Source organism: Neorhizobium sp. DAR64860/K0K1 (assembly GCF_050500205.1).
Lineage (GTDB): Bacteria > Pseudomonadota > Alphaproteobacteria > Rhizobiales > Rhizobiaceae > Neorhizobium > Neorhizobium soli.
The window spans coordinates 1,821,245-1,839,123 of sequence record NZ_CP191459.1 but is presented as its reverse complement, the minus strand read 5'-3'; the positions used below and the strand labels follow the sequence as shown (position 1 = coordinate 1,839,123).

The 17,879-nt window shown below is 59.3% G+C and carries 17 protein-coding genes, 1 tRNA gene and 1 pseudogene; 12 read left to right on the top strand and 7 right to left on the bottom strand.

Annotated features, from left to right (window positions below):
* Positions 1–4 precede the first annotated feature (4 nt).
* The 3 genes from trmFO to ACQY1J_RS13530 form a co-directional block, all read right to left on the bottom strand.
* Entirely contained in the window at positions 5–1,426 is a 1,422-nt protein-coding gene (gene trmFO, locus ACQY1J_RS13540; RefSeq protein WP_430250089.1) for a methylenetetrahydrofolate--tRNA-(uracil(54)-C(5))-methyltransferase (FADH(2)-oxidizing) TrmFO, read from the bottom strand.
* Between the two features lie 165 nt (positions 1,427–1,591).
* Positions 1,592–1,735 carry a DUF1127 domain-containing protein gene (locus ACQY1J_RS13535; protein ID WP_082471896.1) on the bottom strand — a complete coding sequence of 48 codons (144 nt, stop codon included), beginning with the start codon at positions 1,733–1,735 and terminating at the stop codon, positions 1,592–1,594.
* A 258-nt stretch (positions 1,736–1,993) separates the two neighbouring features.
* Entirely contained in the window at positions 1,994–2,140 is a 147-nt protein-coding gene (locus ACQY1J_RS13530) for a DUF1127 domain-containing protein (protein ID WP_082471897.1), read from the bottom strand.
* A gap of 394 nt (positions 2,141–2,534) precedes the next feature.
* On the opposite strand from ACQY1J_RS13530, the gene ACQY1J_RS13525 reads away from it, so the two are divergent.
* From ACQY1J_RS13525 to ACQY1J_RS13515, 3 genes are all read left to right on the top strand, one after another.
* A tRNA-Leu gene (locus ACQY1J_RS13525) sits at positions 2,535–2,619 on the top strand.
* A gap of 146 nt (positions 2,620–2,765) precedes the next feature.
* The gene (tig, locus tag ACQY1J_RS13520; protein ID WP_430250087.1) at positions 2,766–4,250 is read left to right on the top strand and encodes a trigger factor; all 1,485 of its coding nucleotides are present in this window, start codon (positions 2,766–2,768) and stop codon (positions 4,248–4,250) included.
* A 186-nt stretch (positions 4,251–4,436) separates the two neighbouring features.
* On the top strand, positions 4,437–6,059 hold the full coding sequence (locus ACQY1J_RS13515) for an ABC-F family ATP-binding cassette domain-containing protein (RefSeq protein ID WP_062457506.1): 1,623 nt from the start codon (positions 4,437–4,439) through the stop codon (positions 6,057–6,059).
* Positions 6,060–6,135: 76 nt separating this feature from the next.
* On the opposite strand, the gene ACQY1J_RS13510 is transcribed toward ACQY1J_RS13515, so the two are convergent.
* The 3 genes from ACQY1J_RS13510 to ACQY1J_RS13500 form a co-directional block, all read right to left on the bottom strand.
* Positions 6,136–6,456: a hypothetical protein gene (locus ACQY1J_RS13510; protein ID WP_430251944.1), complete on the bottom strand. Its 321-nt coding sequence runs from the start codon at positions 6,454–6,456 to the stop codon at positions 6,136–6,138.
* Between the two features lie 242 nt (positions 6,457–6,698).
* Positions 6,699–7,148 carry a GNAT family N-acetyltransferase gene (locus ACQY1J_RS13505; RefSeq protein WP_113110959.1) on the bottom strand — a complete coding sequence of 150 codons (450 nt, stop codon included), beginning with the start codon at positions 7,146–7,148 and terminating at the stop codon, positions 6,699–6,701.
* Positions 7,149–7,221: 73 nt separating this feature from the next.
* Positions 7,222–8,436 (bottom strand): NADP-dependent isocitrate dehydrogenase, encoded by a 1,215-nt coding sequence (locus tag ACQY1J_RS13500; RefSeq protein ID WP_062457500.1) that lies wholly within the window; start codon positions 8,434–8,436, stop codon positions 7,222–7,224.
* Positions 8,437–8,678: 242 nt separating this feature from the next.
* Here ACQY1J_RS13500 and ACQY1J_RS13495 point away from each other — a divergent pair, with 242 nt between their 5' ends.
* From ACQY1J_RS13495 to rpsD, 8 genes and pseudogenes are all read left to right on the top strand, one after another.
* A complete protein-coding gene (locus tag ACQY1J_RS13495; protein ID WP_062457497.1) occupies positions 8,679–9,209 on the top strand; it encodes a hypothetical protein in 531 nt (176 codons plus the stop codon).
* 81 nt (positions 9,210–9,290) lie between these two features.
* Positions 9,291–10,130, top strand: coding sequence for an RNA methyltransferase (locus tag ACQY1J_RS13490; protein WP_430250086.1), 840 nt, complete (start codon positions 9,291–9,293; stop codon positions 10,128–10,130).
* On the top strand, positions 10,114–10,914 hold the full coding sequence (gene murI, locus ACQY1J_RS13485; RefSeq protein WP_430250084.1) for a glutamate racemase: 801 nt from the start codon (positions 10,114–10,116) through the stop codon (positions 10,912–10,914). Before ACQY1J_RS13490 ends, murI begins: the two co-directional genes overlap by 17 nt.
* Positions 10,915–11,285: 371 nt before the next feature.
* Positions 11,286–11,525, top strand: a complete 240-nt coding sequence (locus ACQY1J_RS13480; RefSeq protein WP_430250083.1) for a DUF1127 domain-containing protein — start codon at positions 11,286–11,288, stop codon at positions 11,523–11,525.
* 67 nt (positions 11,526–11,592) lie between these two features.
* A pseudogene (locus tag ACQY1J_RS13475) lies at positions 11,593–12,045 on the top strand (N-acetyltransferase family protein).
* Positions 12,046–12,109: 64 nt separating this feature from the next.
* Positions 12,110–12,748, top strand: coding sequence for a LysE family translocator (locus tag ACQY1J_RS13470; RefSeq protein ID WP_184655143.1), 639 nt, complete (start codon positions 12,110–12,112; stop codon positions 12,746–12,748).
* A gap of 112 nt (positions 12,749–12,860) precedes the next feature.
* The gene (locus ACQY1J_RS13465; protein ID WP_430250082.1) at positions 12,861–14,384 is read left to right on the top strand and encodes a helicase HerA domain-containing protein; all 1,524 of its coding nucleotides are present in this window, start codon (positions 12,861–12,863) and stop codon (positions 14,382–14,384) included.
* A gap of 223 nt (positions 14,385–14,607) precedes the next feature.
* Positions 14,608–15,225 (top strand): 30S ribosomal protein S4, encoded by a 618-nt coding sequence (gene rpsD, locus ACQY1J_RS13460; RefSeq protein ID WP_430250081.1) that lies wholly within the window; start codon positions 14,608–14,610, stop codon positions 15,223–15,225.
* Between the two features lie 122 nt (positions 15,226–15,347).
* Here the strand turns inward: rpsD and sthA are convergent, their stop codons facing one another.
* On the bottom strand, positions 15,348–16,847 hold the full coding sequence (sthA, locus tag ACQY1J_RS13455) for a Si-specific NAD(P)(+) transhydrogenase (protein WP_245341497.1): 1,500 nt from the start codon (positions 16,845–16,847) through the stop codon (positions 15,348–15,350).
* 235 nt (positions 16,848–17,082) lie between these two features.
* On the opposite strand from sthA, the gene ACQY1J_RS13450 reads away from it, so the two are divergent.
* On the top strand, positions 17,083–17,850 hold the full coding sequence (locus ACQY1J_RS13450; RefSeq protein ID WP_092662132.1) for a FadR/GntR family transcriptional regulator: 768 nt from the start codon (positions 17,083–17,085) through the stop codon (positions 17,848–17,850).
* Positions 17,851–17,879: the final 29 nt, after the last annotated feature.

The following is a 17,879-nucleotide window of genomic DNA, read 5'->3' as shown; positions in this document are numbered from 1 at the left end:
GCTTTTAGGCGATACCCAGCCACTGACGGCAGTCCTTCAGCGCACGAACCGACATCAACTGCCGTTTCATGATCGTCTTGTCCTTGCCGCGGAAGCGCTTCACGCCTTCGGGTTTGACGATGGAGCCGGGAGCAAGATCCGGAAACAGGCCGAAATTGACATTCATCGGCTGGAAGGACCGTTTGCCGGGCTCTTCGTCGTGGACCAGATGCCCCCCGGTGATATGCCCAAGCAGAGAACCGAAGGCCGTCGTCGCCGGCGGCGGGACGATTTCTTCGCCCTTGCGCTCGGCAGCCGCAAAACGACCAGCCAGAAGACCGATTGCCGAACTCTCCACATAGCCCTCGCAGCCGGTGATCTGACCGGCGAATCGCAGGCCCGGCCGGCTCTTCAAGGTCAGCGAGTGATCGAGCAGCATTGGTGACTGGATATAGGTGTTGCGATGCAAGCCGCCGAGCCGCGCGAATTCGGCGTTCTGCAGCCCCGGGATCATCCGGAAGATCTCGGCCTGCGCGCCATACTTCAGCTTGGTCTGGAACCCGACCATATTGTAGAGCGTGCCAAGTGCATTGTCCTGCCGCAGTTGGACGACGGCATAGGCCTTGACGGTCGGATTGTGTGAATTGGTAAGCCCCATCGGCTTCATCGGACCGTGGCGCAGCGTTTCGCGCCCACGCTCCGCCATGACCTCGATCGGCAGGCAGCCATCGAAATAGGGCGTGCCTTCCCATTCCTTGAAGCCGACCGTATCGCCCGCAATCAGTGCATCGAGAAAGGCATTGTACTGCGCTTCGTCGAGCGGGCAGTTGATGTAATCCTTGCCTGTGCCGCCGGGCCCGACCTTGTCGTAGCGCGACTGGTACCAGCAGATATCCATATCGATCGATTCGCGGTGGACGATCGGCGCGATCGCGTCGAAGAAGGCGAGCTGGTCCTCTCCGGTCTCGGCCTGGATCGACTTTGCGAGATCGGGCGACGTCAGAGGACCGGTCGCGACGACGGCCAAGTCCCATTCCGCCGGCGGTAGACCGTGGATTTCCTCTCGCACAACGGTGATCAGCGGATGGTTTTCGATCGCCTGCGTGACTGCATGAGAGAAACCGTCGCGGTCGACCGCAAGTGCGCCGCCGGCCGGGACCTGATTTTTGTCGGCGCAGGCCATGATCAAAGAGCCGGCCAGCCTCATTTCTGCATGGATGACGCCGACGGCATTGGCCGTCGCATCATCGGAGCGGAAAGAGTTCGAGCAGACGAGCTCGGCGAGACCGTCCGTGCGGTGGGCATCGGTGCCGCGCACGCCGCGCATCTCGTGGAGAATGACGGGGATGCCGGCCTCAGCGATCTGCCAGGATGCTTCGGAGCCGGCAAGGCCGCCACCGACGACGTGGATTGGGGCAGGGGTAGACGAATTCGATATAGTGCTCATGTCCGGCTCATTATCACGGCATTCGAACGGCCGGAATCAAAAAGGCACCTAAAAAGGTGCCTCTGATCATTCCTTGGGTGTCTCTTTGATCTTTTCGGATCATTGCGACTATCGTTCTCTCGCCATCGCGACATCATATCGCGCTGGTCCATCACAATGGATGGATTAACGGAAGGAACGAGCGGCGATGCCGCGGATGTCGTAGCGGGTCAGACCAATGTCGTTGAGCGCCTGGTTGGAAAGGCTGCCGAGTTCATTGATCGTACGGCGGTAGCTGATCCAGTTCTTAGCGATGCGGATCGGGTTCATTTGGTGTTTCCTCAATCATCTTTTTCCCAGTGATCTATCGTCACCGGCGATGAGCTTCATATAGGTGAGACGCGCGGAAAGGTGCAGTGCAAAAAATGTGCGACTGCCATGCGTTTGTGCAATGAGTTGATGCTTTTTGCAGCTTCGTACGAAAAAGCAGCAGTAGCCGTTTCGCTGCGTGAAGCACTATGCACAAACGAAAAACGCCTCCCGAAGGAGGCGCTTTTAAACGGTAGACCGTTGGTCGTTCTTTAGATCTTAGAAGCCGACTGCCGTGCGTGCAACGCGACGGATGTCGGAGCGGCCAATACCGAGGTCAGAGAGTTCGCGGTCCGACATGCGGCCGAGTTCCGAAACCGTTTCGCGGTACTTGCGCCAGTCGTTCAGCTTCTTTGCGATTTTCATGGTCGTTTCCTTCGTTGGTCAATGCCGGCTAATTGCTTCCGGCTGCGTTGCTAATCGTTTTAAATGCTGCGCTGCGAAGGAAAAAGCGCGCATTTCGTATGCCACATATGCATCTGTTGCATTGCATGCAGAAGGATCGTGCGGAAACTAGCTGTATCTGACCATAATTTGATCAGGCGCTGAAATTTACGTCTATTACACCCACAATGAAGGTGCGTCGGGCCGTTTCTGTCCTGCTCACCAGCTCCACCCGAGGCGAACGCAGTCTCGCTTCTGATCATCATCAAACAGGCGTCACAAACCTTCATTTTTCCTTTGCGTGTAGGAAAACGGGTGTTATAGAGACGCGCGCTCCGGAAGGCCTCTGGCCGCTAGAGTTTCGATGCCTAGGGGCGCGGGTATGGTGAAATTGGTAGACACGCCAGATTTAGGTTCTGGTGCCGCAAGGCGTGGGAGTTCAAGTCTCTCTACCCGCACCAGGATCGCTGGACGCGCTGTTCGCCGGTAACGGCAGGACGCGCTGCTTATGAAAGCCGCGGCTGGTCACTTTTTAGTTCCGGTGGTGTGCTCACGAAAAACACGAACGGCTGTATGGGCGCCGCCGCCACGATAAGAAGGTATAAAAATGCAGGTTACCGAAACGCTCGCTGAAGGGCTGAAGCGCGAAATCAAGGTCGTTATCCCTAAGCAGGATATGGAAGCCGAGCTCAACGTTCGTCTGGCCGACGCCAAGGACAAGGTTCGCATCAACGGATTCCGTCCGGGCAAGGTGCCGCTTTCCCACCTCAAGAAGACCTATGGCAAGTCGATCATGGCTGATCTCGTCAACGAGATCGTCCGCGAACGCCCCACCAAGATTCTCTCCGAGCGCGGCGAGAAGTCGGCAACGCAGCCTTCGGTATCGATGACCGAAGACGAGGCGGAAGCCGAAAAGATCCTCAATGCACAGGCTGATTTCGAATTCACCCTGACTTATGAAGTGATCCCGCCGATCGAACTGAAGTCGACTGACGGTATCACTGTCGAGCGCGAAGTCGTTGAAGTCTCGGAAGACGAAGTCAACGAGCAGATTCTCAAGATCGCCGAAAGCGCTCGCACGTTCGAGACAAAGGATGGCGCTGCCGCCGAAGGCGATCGCGTCACCATGAACTACCTCGGCAAGGTCGATGGCGAAGCCTTCGATGGCGGCACTGCTGAAGACGCAGAACTGGTCATCGGTTCGGGTCGCTTCATCCCGGGCTTCGAAGACCAGCTGGTCGGCGTCAAGTCGGGCGACGAAAAGCAGATCACCGTGACCTTCCCGTCCGAATATCCGGCTCCGAACCTGGCTGGCAAGGACGCGACCTTCGACATCACCGTCAAGGACATCGCTGCTCCGGCTGCCGTCGAGATCAACGACGAACTTGCTTCGACGCTTGGCATCGAATCGGTCGATCGTCTGAAGGAAATCGTCCGCGGCCAGATCGAAAGCCAGTACGGCAACGTCACGCGTCAGAAGGTCAAGCGTCAGATCCTCGACCAGCTCGACGAGATGTACAAGTTCGATGCGCCGCAGGGCCTCGTTGACGCCGAGTTCGACAACATCTGGCGCCAGATCAACACCGATCTGCAGCAGTCGGGCAAGACGTTTAAAGACGAAGAAACGACTGAGGAAGAAGCACGCGAAGAGTATCGCAAGCTTGCCGAACGTCGCGTCCGTCTCGGCCTGGTTCTCTCCGAAATCGGCGAAAAGGCCGGCGTCGAAGTAACCGAGGAAGAAATGCAGCGTGCACTCTACGCACAGCTGCAGCAGTTCCCGGGCCAGCAGAAGGAAATCCTCGATTTCTTCCGCAACACCCCAGGCGCTTCCGCTTCGCTGCGTGCCCCGATCTTTGAAGAAAAGGTCGTCGACCATCTCCTGTCAGAGGTCAAGGTCACCGACAAGACCGTGACGAAGGAAGAGTTGCTCGCCGAAGAAGAAGGCGAAGACGCCGACAAGCCTGCCAAGAAGAAGGCCTCGCCGAAGAAGGCAAAGGCTGAAGCTTCAGAGGCTGCAGAAGGCGAAGAAGCCGCTGCTCCGAAGAAGAAGGCAGCACCGAAGAAGAAGGCCGCTGAAGACAGCGCCGAGTAATCTTCTCAAATACGAATTGACGAAGGGCCGGGCAGGAAACTGTTCGGCCTTTTGCGTTGTGTTGCAAGCCCGCTGCTTGCGAAATCAACATGAATGCATCCGGCTGGCGGCATCCTGAAACCCCAAGACATCCGGCCCATCCCGTGACATAAGGCTCGCCGAACGCGTCCTCACTTTCCGGCAGCCATGATCCGCATCGAGAATATCAGCAAGTCCAACAGTTCCCGCATTCTCTACATCGAGACCTCTGCGGCGCTCAACCGCGGCGAAAAGATCGGTCTCGTTGGTCCGAACGGGGCGGGCAAGACGACACTGTTCCGGATGATCACCGGCCAGGAACTGCCCGATGAGGGACAGGTCACGGTCGAGAAGCATGTGACGATCGGCTATTTCAATCAGGACGTCGGAGAAATGTCGGGCGTCAGCGCCGTCACCGAGGTGATGGACGGGGCAGGGCCAGTCAGCAGCGTTGCCGCCGAACTGCGCTCGCTCGAAGCCGCGATGGTCGATCCCGACCGGATGGACGAGATGGATGCCATCATCGATCGCTATGGCGAGGTACAGGCGCGTTACGAGGAGCTGGACGGCTATGGGCTGGAAAGCCGCGCTCGCGAGGTTCTGGCAGGCCTCTCCTTCAGCGAAGAGATGATGGACGGCGACGTGGGCAAACTGTCCGGCGGCTGGAAGATGCGCGTGGCGCTTGCCCGCATCCTCTTGATGCGCCCGGACGTCATGCTGCTGGACGAACCGTCCAACCACCTGGATCTCGAAAGCCTGATCTGGCTTGAGGAGTTCCTCAAGAACTACGACGGCGCCTTGCTGATGACCTCGCATGACCGTGAGTTCATGAACCGGATCGTCAACAAGATCATCGAGATCGATGCCGGATCGCTCAACACCTATGCCGGCGATTACGGCTTTTACGAACAGCAGCGGGCGCAGAACGAAAAGCAGCAACTGGCGCAGTTCGAGCGGCAGCAGGCGATGCTGGCGAAAGAGATCAAGTTCATCGAGCGCTTCAAGGCGCGTGCGTCGCACGCAGCGCAGGTGCAGAGCCGGGTGAAAAAGCTCGACAAGATCGAGCGGGTGGAGCCGCCGCGTCGCCGCCAGACGGTCGCCTTCGAATTTCAGCAGGCACCCCGTTCCGGTGAGGATGTTGCAAACCTGAAGGGCGTCCATAAAGCCTATGGCAGCCGCGTCATCTATGATGGTCTGGATTTCATGATCCGCCGCAAGGAGCGCTGGTGCATCATGGGGATCAACGGCGCCGGCAAATCGACGCTTCTGAAGCTGATCGCCGGTTCGGCGGCGCCCGACGTCGGATCCGTCGCGATCGGCGCCAGTGTCAAGATGGGCTATTTCGCCCAGCATGCCATGGATGTGCTGGATGGCGAGCAGACCGTGTTCGAATGGCTGGAATCCGAGTTCCCACGGGCCGGGCAGGGCGCGCTTCGAACACTTGCCGGTTGCTTCGGCTTTTCAGGCGATGACGTGGAGAAGAGATGCCGGGTTCTGTCCGGCGGAGAAAAAGCCCGTCTCGTCATGGCGGCCATGCTGTTTGATCCGCCGAATTTCCTGGTGCTCGACGAGCCCACCAACCACCTGGATCTCGATACCAAGGAGATGCTGATCAAAGCCTTGGCTGACTATGACGGCACGATGCTGTTCGTCAGCCATGACCGGCATTTCCTGGCCGAACTGTCCAACCGGGTGTTGGAAGTGACCGCCGACGGCGTGCATCGTTTCGATGGCGGTTACACTGAGTATGTGGAGCGCACCGGCTACGAGGCGCCGGGTCTCGCAAGCTGATCCTGGACTGACCGACGCATCGTGACCAGGTCAAAGTGAGCAGCCTACATCACCGGGTGGTGATGTAGGCACGGTGTCATTCGTGGATCGTGTAGGATCCCATCTTGCAGAGGTCCTGCGAGTCTTCGAGGTCTTCAAGGCCTGAATCCTCGGTGAATTCGAATCGCAGATCGTATTTGCAGACCTTGCGTCCGTCAGCGATGGTGATCTCGATGCTTTCGCCGGGCTCCAGAACATCCTTGCCGAACACATCTTCTTCCCAGTCGTCAACACCGACGGGCGACGTATAGAAACGCTCAAGCGTGCCGCTGGTCTTGTTCTTCAAGGTAAAGACGAGATCCGAGGCGTTGGATGTAGTGGTGCATGCAAAAAGAGCCGCCAGTGCAGCGGCCGCAATAAGTACAGTTTTTCTCACGGTAGTGTCCCTCAACCCAGAATTGGGGTAGGGAACATCTATCATTTCCAAAACCGCAGACAACTAGCATGTTGGTTCATCATTAATTGTAGAGTATTGATAAACCGCAACTAATTAAGCCGTGCAGCATTGTCGGTGTCATCGGCGGAGCGCGAGGTATCGCTGTGAAACCCGGCAGGAATACTGCTGAAAGTCCGGTTTAAGCCGCTGTTCTGTAGCGCCGCTCAGAGCGGCTTGCGATACTGGATAAACCCAGGGGCAACCGCGACCCGGTCATAGAGACGCCTCGCGGCTGTGTTGTCTTCCTGCGTCAGCCAGTAGAGCCGACCGGCATTCTGGTCGCGCGCGAGCAGCGCCACCTTCTCGATCAGGGCTTCCCCCACGCCGCGTCCACGCTGGCTGCTGTCGACGTAGAGGTCCTGCAGATAGCAGGTCATGTCGGGTAACCAGGTCGAGCGGTGGAAGACGACATGCACGATGCCGACCATCTTCCCGTTCTCGTCGAAAGCGCCAAGTGCCTGCAGGGGCTCGTCATCATGGTGAAAGCGGGACCACGTGATGTCGTACTGTTCTTTCGGCAGTTCCGACTCGTAGAACTCGAGATAGGCTCTGAACAGGGGTTCCCATGCGGCACGGTCGGCAGGCTCAAGCGGGCGGATTGTCGTCACGGGCATCTCCTCGAGCAAAAAACAGAAACGGCGGGGAGTATACCCCGCCGTTTGCCGAATTCTACTGAAGAGATGAGGCTTAGGCAGCCATGGCCGTCTTCAGGTTTTCATCGATCTTGTCGAGGAAGGCAGTCGTGGACAGCCAAGGCTGTTCCGGGCCGATCAGAAGCGCCAGATCCTTTGTCATGTAGCCCTGTTCAACCGTGTCGACGCAGACGGTTTCGAGCGTGGTGGCAAAGGTTGCCAATTCGGCGTTGTCATCCAGCTTCGCGCGGTGCGCAAGGCCACGGGTCCATGCGAAAATCGAGGCGATCGAGTTCGTCGAGGTTTCCTGGCCCTTCTGGTGCTGGCGGTAGTGACGCGTCACGGTGCCATGCGCAGCTTCGGCTTCGACCGTGCGGCCATCCGGCGACAAGAGAACCGAGGTCATCAGGCCGAGCGAGCCGAAGCCCTGCGCAACTGTGTCGGACTGGACGTCACCGTCGTAGTTCTTGCACGCCCAGACGTAACCGCCGGACCACTTCAGAGCCGATGCGACCATGTCGTCGATCAGGCGGTGTTCGTAGGTGATGCCGATTTCGGCGAACTTCGCCTTGAATTCAGCCTGGTAAACTTCCTCAAAGATATCCTTGAAGCGGCCGTCATAGGCCTTGAGGATGGTGTTCTTGGTCGACAGGTAGACCGGCCACTTCCGCATCAGGCCGTACATCATCGAAGCGCGCGCGAATTCGCGGATCGATTCGTCGAGGTTGTACATCGCCATGGCAACGCCGGCGCCTGGAGCGTCGAACACGTCCTTTTCGATAACCTGGCCGTCTTCACCGACGAACTTGATCGTCAGCTTGCCCTTGCCGGGGAACTTGAAATCGGTCGCCTTGTACTGGTCGCCGAAAGCATGGCGTCCGACAACGATCGGCTTGGTCCAGCCGGGAACGAGGCGCGGCACGTTCTGGCAGATGATCGGCTCGCGGAAGATAACGCCGCCGAGGATGTTGCGGATCGTGCCGTTCGGGCTCTTCCACATCTGCTTGAGATTGAATTCCTTCACGCGGTCTTCGTCCGGCGTGATCGTCGCGCACTTGATGCCGACGCCGTGCTTCTTGATTGCGTGAGCCGCATCGACGGTGACCTGGTCGTTCGTCGCATCACGGTTCTCGACGGAAAGGTCGTAATATTCGATGTCGAGATCGAGATAGGGAAGGATCAGCTTGTCCTTGATGAGCTGCCATATGATGCGGGTCATCTCGTCGCCGTCGAGATCGACGACCGGGTTCGCTACCTTGATCTTCTGCATGGACTTCCTCTTGCCGTAATGGGCCGTTTAGGCCTCAAAAATGATCAACGGGGGCGCTATAGCATCGCGGGGAAGAGAACGCAAAGATGGTGCGGTCTGATATGGCGCGATTCGGTTAGAAAATTGGAACATGCGCTCGCCATCATCATACTGCCTGAAATTGGCCCTCAAGATTGAGCATTGCCAAACATCGGGCGCGGCGTAATGTCCGCCAAAACTCATCGCAGCACTGGATCTATGATATGCGGATACTCCCGCTTCTTTCTCTCTTCACCCTGATTTCCACCGGCGTTCTGGCGGCGGATGTGACCGATCCGGTAAAGGCGGTGATGAAGATCACCGAAGACAACTGGAATACGGTTGATAGTGACTGGAAGTCGCTGTTCGATCCCGAGCCGATCCAGCAGAATTTTAGCAAGTCGTTCCAGACTGCCTACTCGGAAGCGTCCAAGCACCCCGCTTACGAAACCGAAAACAATGCCCCCGGCGATCCGTTCGGCTACGACGTCGTCACGAGTTCGCAGGACGGCTGCCCGCTGAAGGACGTCACCATCGTGCCGGCACCGGCGGCAAATGGCGTGTCGGATGTGAAGGTCACGTTCAAGCAGTGGGCCTGCATCGATGATGCGGAAATGAAGGACAGCGTTTCGGAAGTGCATTTCGACGTCATCGAGGAAGACGGCAAGCCGGTCATCAAGGACATCCACCGCGTTGTCGAGAATGAAAGCGATTCGCTCGTCGAAGAGATGCAATCGATCGCCAAGGGCGAGTAGAGGGAAGCAAACCTTCTGAAAGCCTTGCTCTTCATCCATCCGGCGGCTATCTGCCCAGCCTGAAATTGTTGGGATTAAGCGATGTCAGGTACGAATAGCGAGCGCGAGCTCATTGCCGAGGGCCCGGCCATCATTCTGGTGGAACCGCAACTGGGCGAAAACATCGGCATGGTGGCGCGCGCCATGGCCAATTTCGGCTTGGCGGAACTGCGCCTCGTCAGTCCTCGTGATGGTTGGCCGAACGAGAAGGCGAGGTCTGCCGCGTCGAAGGCTGACCACGTCATCGATGGAGCCGTCGTCTTCGAGACGCTGGAAGACGCGACCCGCGACCTGAACTTCGTCTATGCCACGACGGCGCGCGAACGCTACGGCTTCAAGCCCGTTCGGTCGCCGGTCTATGCGGCATCCACATTGCGTGAGAAATTCAGGGCAGGTGAAAAGACCGGCATTCTGTTTGGCCGCGAACGCTGGGGTTTAAGCAATGAGGAAGTGGCGCTCGCCGACGAGATCGTCACCTTCCCGGTCAATCCGGCCTTCGCCTCGCTCAATATCGCCCAGGCGGTTTTGCTGATGTCCTATGACTGGATGAAATCCGGCATGGACGATATCGAGGAAACCCGCTTCCAACCGATCGAGCAGCGGCCCTCGACGAAGGACCAAGTGTTCGGCATGTTCGAGCAGATCGAGGAAGCGCTCGATGCCCGAGGCTACTTCCATCCGCCTGAGAAGAAGCCGAAGATGATCGACAATCTGCGCGCGGTCCTTTCGCGGCGGAGCTTTTCGGAGCAGGAAGTCAGCGTATTTCGTGGCGTGATTAAGTCGCTCGATGCCTTCCCGCGTCAGTGGCCGAGAAAAACCGCACCGAGACAGAAGAAGGCCGACGTGGCTGAGGAGACCGAAGGCAATGGCGGCGACGAATGAGCTGAAGCCGGTGCTGATGTTCGATTCGGGCATCGGCGGGCTGACCGTGCTGCGCGAGGCGCGCGTGCTCATGCCGGAGCGCGGTTTTATCTATGTCGCCGACGACGCCGGTTTCCCTTACGGCGGATGGGAGGAGGAGGCGCTGACAGCGCGGATCCTGTCGCAGTTCGAGAAACTGCTGAACGACTACCAGCCTGAAATCTCCATCATTGCCTGCAATACCGCCTTCACCCTGGCGGGAGCAGCCCTTCGTGGGCGCTTCCCCGAGATGACTTTCGTGGGCACCGTGCCGGCGATCAAGCCCGCAGCCGAGCGGACCCGCTCCGGCCTTGTGTCGGTCCTTGCGACGCCCGGCACCGTCAAGCGCGCCTATACGCGCGATCTCATCCAGTCCTTTGCCACCCAGTGCCACGTGAGGCTTGTCGGATCGGAAAACCTCGCCCGCATGGCGGAAGCCTATATCCGCGGAGACACCCTGTCGGACGACGCGGTCCTGTCGGAAATTATGCCCTGCTTTGTCGAGAAGGACGGCCGCAAGACCGATATCGTCGTTCTCGCCTGTACGCATTATCCTTTCATGGCGAACCTCTTCCGCCGCCTGGCACCCTGGCCGGTCGACTGGCTCGATCCGGCGGAAGCGATCGCCCGGCAGGCCCGACGCAAGGTGCCGCTTCTGGAGGGTGCGCAACACCCCGGCGAATTCGACTATGCGGTATTCACGTCAGGCAGTCCGGACTTTGCCACGCGACGTCTGATGCAGGGCTTTGGATTGCGGGTGGACTGAGTGGTTGTTGCATTTGCGCATCGTTTCTAACGGTTGTTCTGCAATTCGCAATTGTACTCTTGTCGAGGCGCCAAGCTTGTGGCAGTTTTTCGCCATCCGCAACGCCAACGACAGGAGGCGCATTATGACGATGATTTTCTCGACTATGCGCCTGACCAGCGGATTTCATCCCGCGCCCTGCGTGGCGTTTGCCTCAATGCGACGCATTGCAGGCTGATAGGGTTTTACGCCCGAAATCCGCTTTCTAGACCCATCCCCTTGATCTGACGCTTCCGGCTGTCGCCCGTTTTATCGTGCCCGCGTCACACAGCCTTGCGTCTCCCTACCCCATGAAAGGACCCGGCTGCCAAGCGCGCCGGGGCGGAAACGCTATGCGTAAACAGCAATCCATAGTTGCAAACGATCTCGCATCGGCCGTCGACGACCTGTACGGAAAGTTCGGCCTCTTGACGATGGCAATTGCCTTGGCAATGGCCGCCTGGCGGCGGCGGGTCAGAAGCAGCAATAGCATTGCGGATCTGGACAGCCATATGCGGCGGGATATCGGTCTGCCGGATGCCGACCATCCATCGTCGCCACCGAAATTCCCCGTCTGGAGCATGCGGCCGTGAGGCGGCAGCCGGAGAGGTGTGATTGTGGGTGTGCCAGACAAACTCGCTCTGTTCGCAGGAGATTTCCATGTCATCCGTGACGCTTCGAGAACTGGCCTTGTCAGACATGCCCGCCGCTGCCCGCGTCCGTCGCGCCTCTTTCGACGCGCGGCTGCCGAGGCTCACCGGCCTTCATACTCCGGAGGAGGATCTTGACTATTGGCGAGGCCATCTTTTCCCGGAATGCCAGATTTTCGGCGTCGAGAGGGAAGGTACGCTGCTGGGCGTCATCGCCTTCCGGCGTGACTGGATCGACCAGCTTTACATACTGCCGGCAGCCCAGGCAGAGGGCATCGGATCGGCACTGCTGGACACCGCCAGATTGGCCTTTTCTGAGCTCTTCCTGTGGACCTTCCAGCAGAACACCGCGGGCCGTCGCTTCTAAGGGAGCCGCGGGTTCGTTGCGATCGATGAAACCGATGGTGCCGGCAATCAGGAGAGGGAACCGGACGTGCTGTATCATTGGGTGCGGAAGGGCTGAAATCGCTCTTGTCATCGGCTGAATTCGATGGCTTGCTCGGCCTACCGGATCAGGAGCAGACACGATGTCGATTGAAAACTGGCTGGCCTTCGTCGCCGCATCCGCCATTCTTCTGGCCATTCCCGGACCGACGATCCTGCTCGTCATCTCCTATGCGATGACGCACGGGCGAAAGGTGGCGACTGCTACAGTCGCTGGCGTGGCACTCGGGGACTTCACGGCAATGACCGCCTCGATGCTAGGGTTGGGCGCCTTGCTCGCCACATCGGCGATGCTGTTCACGATTCTCAAATGGGTGGGCGCCGCCTATCTGATCTATCTCGGCATCAAACTGTGGCGCGCACCCGTCATGGATCCAGAGGTCGTAGCCGGGGAAGCGGAGCTGCCGCAAGCCAGACCGTTGCGCATCCTGTTGCACACCTACGTGGTCACCGCGCTCAATCCGAAAGGCATCGTGTTCTTCGTCGCCTTCCTGCCGCAGTTTCTCGACCTGTCGAAACCGCTGTTCTTCCAGATGGCTGTTTTCGAGGTGACGTTTCTGGTTCTGGCGACGATCAACGCCACGCTCTATGGGCTTCTCGCCTCCTTGGCCCGCAACCAGATCCGCAGGCCACGGGTGCAGAAAATAGTCAACCGGACCGGTGGATCGCTGATGATCGGGGCAGGGCTTCTGTCGCTCGGCTTCAAGCGGGCGGCGGCCTGACCGCAAAGCCTGTGCATTTCCTCTCTTGCACGGCGAAACGAATCCCTTTCTCTGTTAGTGAGAATGTTTGGGCGGTCTTTGACCGCGTGTAGACGGCATACGAGGTAAGGCATTGCAGGTCGGCATCGATATGGGAACTCTGACCGGGGGTGATCCGGCCAAGCTCGATATCGAGGAGCTTCTGGCAACGCGTCTCCTCGTCCAGGGCAATTCCGGCTCCGGGAAATCGCATCTTCTGCGGCGGCTGCTGGAACAGTCAGCGCCGTGGGTCCAGCAGGTCGTGATCGATCCGGAAGGTGATTTCGTCACGCTGGCCGACAAATACGGTCATGTCGTCGTCGATGGCGAGCGCACCGAAGCCGAACTCGCGGGCATCGCCAACCGTATCCGCAAGAACCGCGTGTCCTGCGTCCTCACGCTCGAGGGGCTTGATCTAGAAGAGCAAATGCGTGCCGCCGCCGCCTTTTTGAACGGCCTGTTCGATGCCGATCGCGACTACTGGTATCCGGTTCTGGTCGTGGTCGACGAAGCCCAGATGTTTGCGCCATCGGTTGGTGGCGACGTCTCCGAAGATGCACGCAAAATGTCGCTCGGGGCGATGACCAACCTGATGTGCCGTGGCCGTAAGCGCGGTCTGGCCGGCGTCATTGCCACTCAGCGCCTGGCAAAGCTTGCGAAGAACGTCGCAGCCGAGGCCTCCAACTTCCTCATGGGTCGCACGTTTCTTGATATCGACATGGCCCGCGCCGCGGACCTGCTCGGCATGGATCGGCGTCAGGCGGAAATGTTCCGCGATCTGAAGCGCGGCAACTTCGTCGCGCTCGGCCCAGCTCTGTCGCGGCGGCCGCTGCCGATCATCATCGGCAATGTCGAGACATCGGCCCGTTCGTCCAGCCCGAAGCTGATGCCGCTGCCGGATGCGCATCTGGATGTCGAAGGTCTCATCTTCACGCCGGATCCAGAAGAATTCACCCGGCCTTTGACGGCGAACCGCCGTCAGGCGCCGGCGCCACGGCCGACCACCGATATTCTGGCGGAACTCTCGCGCTCGACGCCTGCTTCCCTTCAGCCGGCTGCCGCCGAGCCGCGGACGCCGCTGCCCGTGCTTACGGTCGAGGAGCGTGAGGATCGGCTGATGGCGGTCATGGCGGAGATCCTCGATGATCCGCAATCTGCCTATCGAACGGATGCGGTTCTCTATCAGGACTTCCTCGTTCGCGCCCGCATGCGTCGTCTGCCGGGCCCGCCGCTGTCACTCAGCGATTTCCGTCGCCGCACGGCGATTGCCCGTTCCGGCGTCGATGCTGCGATGGCATCGAGCGAAGCCTGGACGACGGTGCTGTCCATGTCGAACAGTGTTTCGGATGATCTTCAGGGCGTGTTTCTGATGATGGCAAAGGCGGCACTCGGCGGCGAACCATGCCCGTCCGATGCACGCATAGCCCGCGCCTACGGGACGCACTCCGCGCGCCGCGCACGCCGTCTGCTGGGCTACTTTGAAGAGCAGGGGCTGGTCGTGGTCCATTCCGACTTCACCGGCAAGCGCATCGTCGCGTTTCCGGAGCTGCAGGTGGAAACGGCGCCCGGCAGTGCCGAAGCGCCTGACGAGGGCGATCTCAAGATTGCTGCGGAATAAGCCCGCAGCGACCCGGCTGCTGTTGACATTTTGATGACAGCCGCCTAAAGACCCGCCAACGCCGGGTGGCAACACCGGGTGTTTCAACGACATGTCCCGTGGCACTCTCCGAACGCTTTTCGTGAGAAGCCTGTCAGAACCTCTAAATCGAGGTTCAGAGGAGGGCGTGTTTCCTTCATCCGGTTCGGCAACGAACCGGTGTAACTTTCTGAAAGGAAATACGATGAGCAAGCGCGAATCGTCTAAGTACAAAATCGATCGCCGTATGGGCGAAAACATCTGGGGCCGCCCGAAGTCGCCGGTGAACCGCCGCGAATACGGTCCTGGCCAGCACGGTCAGCGCCGCAAGGGCAAGCTTTCCGACTTCGGTGTGCAGCTGCGCGCCAAGCAGAAGCTGAAGGGCTACTACGGCGACATCCGCGAGAAGCAGTTCCGGGCGATCTATGAAGAAGCCAACCGCCGCAAGGGCGACACCGGTGAAAACTTGATCGGCCTGCTGGAATTGCGTCTGGACGCCATCGTCTACCGCGCAAAGTTCGTTCCGACCGTGTTTGCTGCTCGTCAGTTCGTCAACCACGGCCACGTCACGGTCAATGGCGTCAAGGTCAACATCGGTTCGTACCGCTGCAAGGCTGGCGACGTTGTCGAAGTTCGCCAGAAGTCGAAGCAGATGGTCACCGTTCTGGAAGCCGTTTCGCTCGCAGAACGCGACGTTCCTGACTACATCGAAGTCGATCACAACAAGATGGTTGCCACCTTCGCTCGCATCCCGAGCCTGGCCGATGTACCCTACGCGGTCATCATGGAACCGTCGCTGGTCGTCGAATTCTACTCGCGTTAACAGCGACACCATTTCAGACAAATGGCCCCGAGAGGGGCCATTTTTGTATCTGGTGTCATGTCGGACCCACAAAAAAGCCGCTCCTTTCGGGGCGGCTTTTTGCTTGTCTCTTCCGGTCATTCTTACCTGGAAGAGGTTTTCTTCTTTTCCGACTTAACCGACGTCTCGACGGTAGTCGACGTGTTGGTATCCGTCAGCTGGACCGTCTCGTGTTGTGCGTCGCCCTTCGGCAGCTCGCCCATCCGGTTCCACGCGTCAAGCCCGGCGATCTTGTAGGCTTCCGCAAGCGTCGGGTAGTTGAAGGTGTTCTCGACGAAGTACTCGACGGTGCCCTTCAGGTTGAGAACCGCCTGGCCGATATGCACGAGTTCGGTGGCGTTCTCGCCGATGATGTGCACGCCGAGGAGACGTCGCGTCTTCAGAGAGAAGATCAGCTTCAGCATGCCGTGGTCGAGGCCCATGATGTGGCCGCGGGAGGTCTCGCGGAAGCGCGCAATGCCGCATTCGTAGGGAATGCCGCGCTCCTTCATTTCCTCTTCCGTCAGGCCGCAGGTCGAAATCTCCGGCACGGCGTAGATCCCGTAGGGAAAATACTTCGGTGGCTCCTTGGCAATCGCGCCGACGGCAACGCGAGCGGCAATTCGACCCTGTTCCATCGATGTCGAGGCAAGGCTCGGAAAGCCGATGACATCGCCCGCGGCATAGATGCCGGGGACGGAGGTCTCGAAGGTTTCCGGATTGACCTTCAGACGGCCGCGGTTATCGGCGTCGAGGCCGGCTGCTGCCAGGTTGAGGCTGTCGGTCGCGCCCATGCGGCCGGCGGCAAACAGCACCATGTCGGTGATGATCTTGCGTCCGGTATCGATCGTGACCGAGACCTTGCCGTCGGGAAGGTGCTCCACCTTCTCGACCTTCTGGCCCAGCAACAGCTTCATGTTGCGGTCGCGCAGCTGGTAGGTGAAATCCTCGATGATCTCCTTGTCGATGAAGTCGAGCATCGTCGCCTTCGGATCGATGACGGTGACGGCGGTGTCGAGCGCGGAAAAGATAGTCGCATATTCGATACCGATAACGCCGGCACCGATGACGACCATCGAGCGCGGCAGTTTTTCGATTTCGAGCAGTTCGTCGCTGTCGATGACCGTCTTGCCGTCGAAGGGCATGTAGTCGGGGCGGAACGGGCGCGTGCCGACAGCAAGCAGGATGCTTTTGGCTTTGACCTGAACCGCCTCTCCGTCGTCCTTCAGCACTTCCATCGTATCGGTCGACAGAAAGCTCGCCTTGCCACGAAGGTGCTGGACGCGGTTGCGGGCGAACTGGTGTTCGAGCACCTCGACTTCATGGTCGAGCGTGATCAGCAACCGGCGCCGAAGGTCCTCGGCACTGATCTCTTCCTTGACCCTGTAGGATCGGCCGTAGAAACCGCGCTCGCGCCAGCCGGAGAGGTTCAACGCGGTTTCGCGCAGCGTCTTCGAGGGGATGGTGCCGGTATGCACGGAAACGCCGCCCACCCGTCGGCCCTGCTCGATGACGAGCACTTTCCGGTCGAGCTTGGCGGCTTGAATGGCTGCGCGGCGACCGGCAGGGCCGCTGCCGACAACAATGAGGTCGTACTGGTTCATGGACTGCTCCGCTTCTCGAATCCCGCTGTTACGCTGCAATAGCCTACCTGCGTCGTCTCCTACCAATCTATTCTGAATGTTTGATTGCAGGAAAGGCCGCAAGCGTAGAACGGATGTCTCGGGTTGCGTATGTTTTGTGCAGAAAAATAGGATGCACAAAAAACGTCTTGACCCTCGCCGGGAAATGTCTTTCATTCGAACCAATCATGAATTGGTCCGGACAATGGTACGTTCAATGCAGACCGAACCCCAAGACAATTCCTACTACGCGCTGGAGAAGCTCCGCGATCTGATCCACTCGGAAAAATTCGGAGCGGAAGGGCGGCTGCCGACGGAGCGGGCGCTTGCTGAAACGCTCAATGTCGGGCGCCGTGCTGTTCGACGTGCGCTTGAGGTGCTCGAGTCGGAGGGGCTGATCTGGCGCCGCCAGGGTGCCGGAACCTTTGTCGGCGAAAAGCCTGACGGCTGGAGCGATCACGTCGACGCGCTCGTCGCCGGTACCGACATCATGGAAATCATGGAAGTTCGCCTTCGCCTGGAGCCACAGCTAGCGCAGCTTGCAGCGATGCGTGCAAAGCCCGCCGAAATCGAGCGCATGCGCTACCTGGCAGACAAGACCGGCCAGAGTTCGGATGCGGATTCCAAGGAACTCTGGGATGGATCGCTGCACCGCCAGATCGCGCAAAGCGCCGGCAACAAGCTGTTCCTGTCGATCTTCGACGTGGTCAACCGCATCCGTCAGGATGCCGCGTGGCAATCCATTCGTGAGCGTGCGCGCAAGACCGGAACCAATGGCCGCACGTCGTACCAGCAGCATATCGCAATCGTCGACGCCATCGCCGCCCGCGATCCGGGCCGGGCAGGCGAGGCGATGCGCGAGCATCTTCTGATGCACCACGAGCGGCTGATCCGGGCCACCTCGCTCGAGGCCCTCGATGACCATTCGCCGGAAGGCGAGCAGATCGGTATCCGTGACGACGACACGCTCAGCGTTGCGTCCTAGCCATCCCAGACTGCCGGCCACAAAGGCCG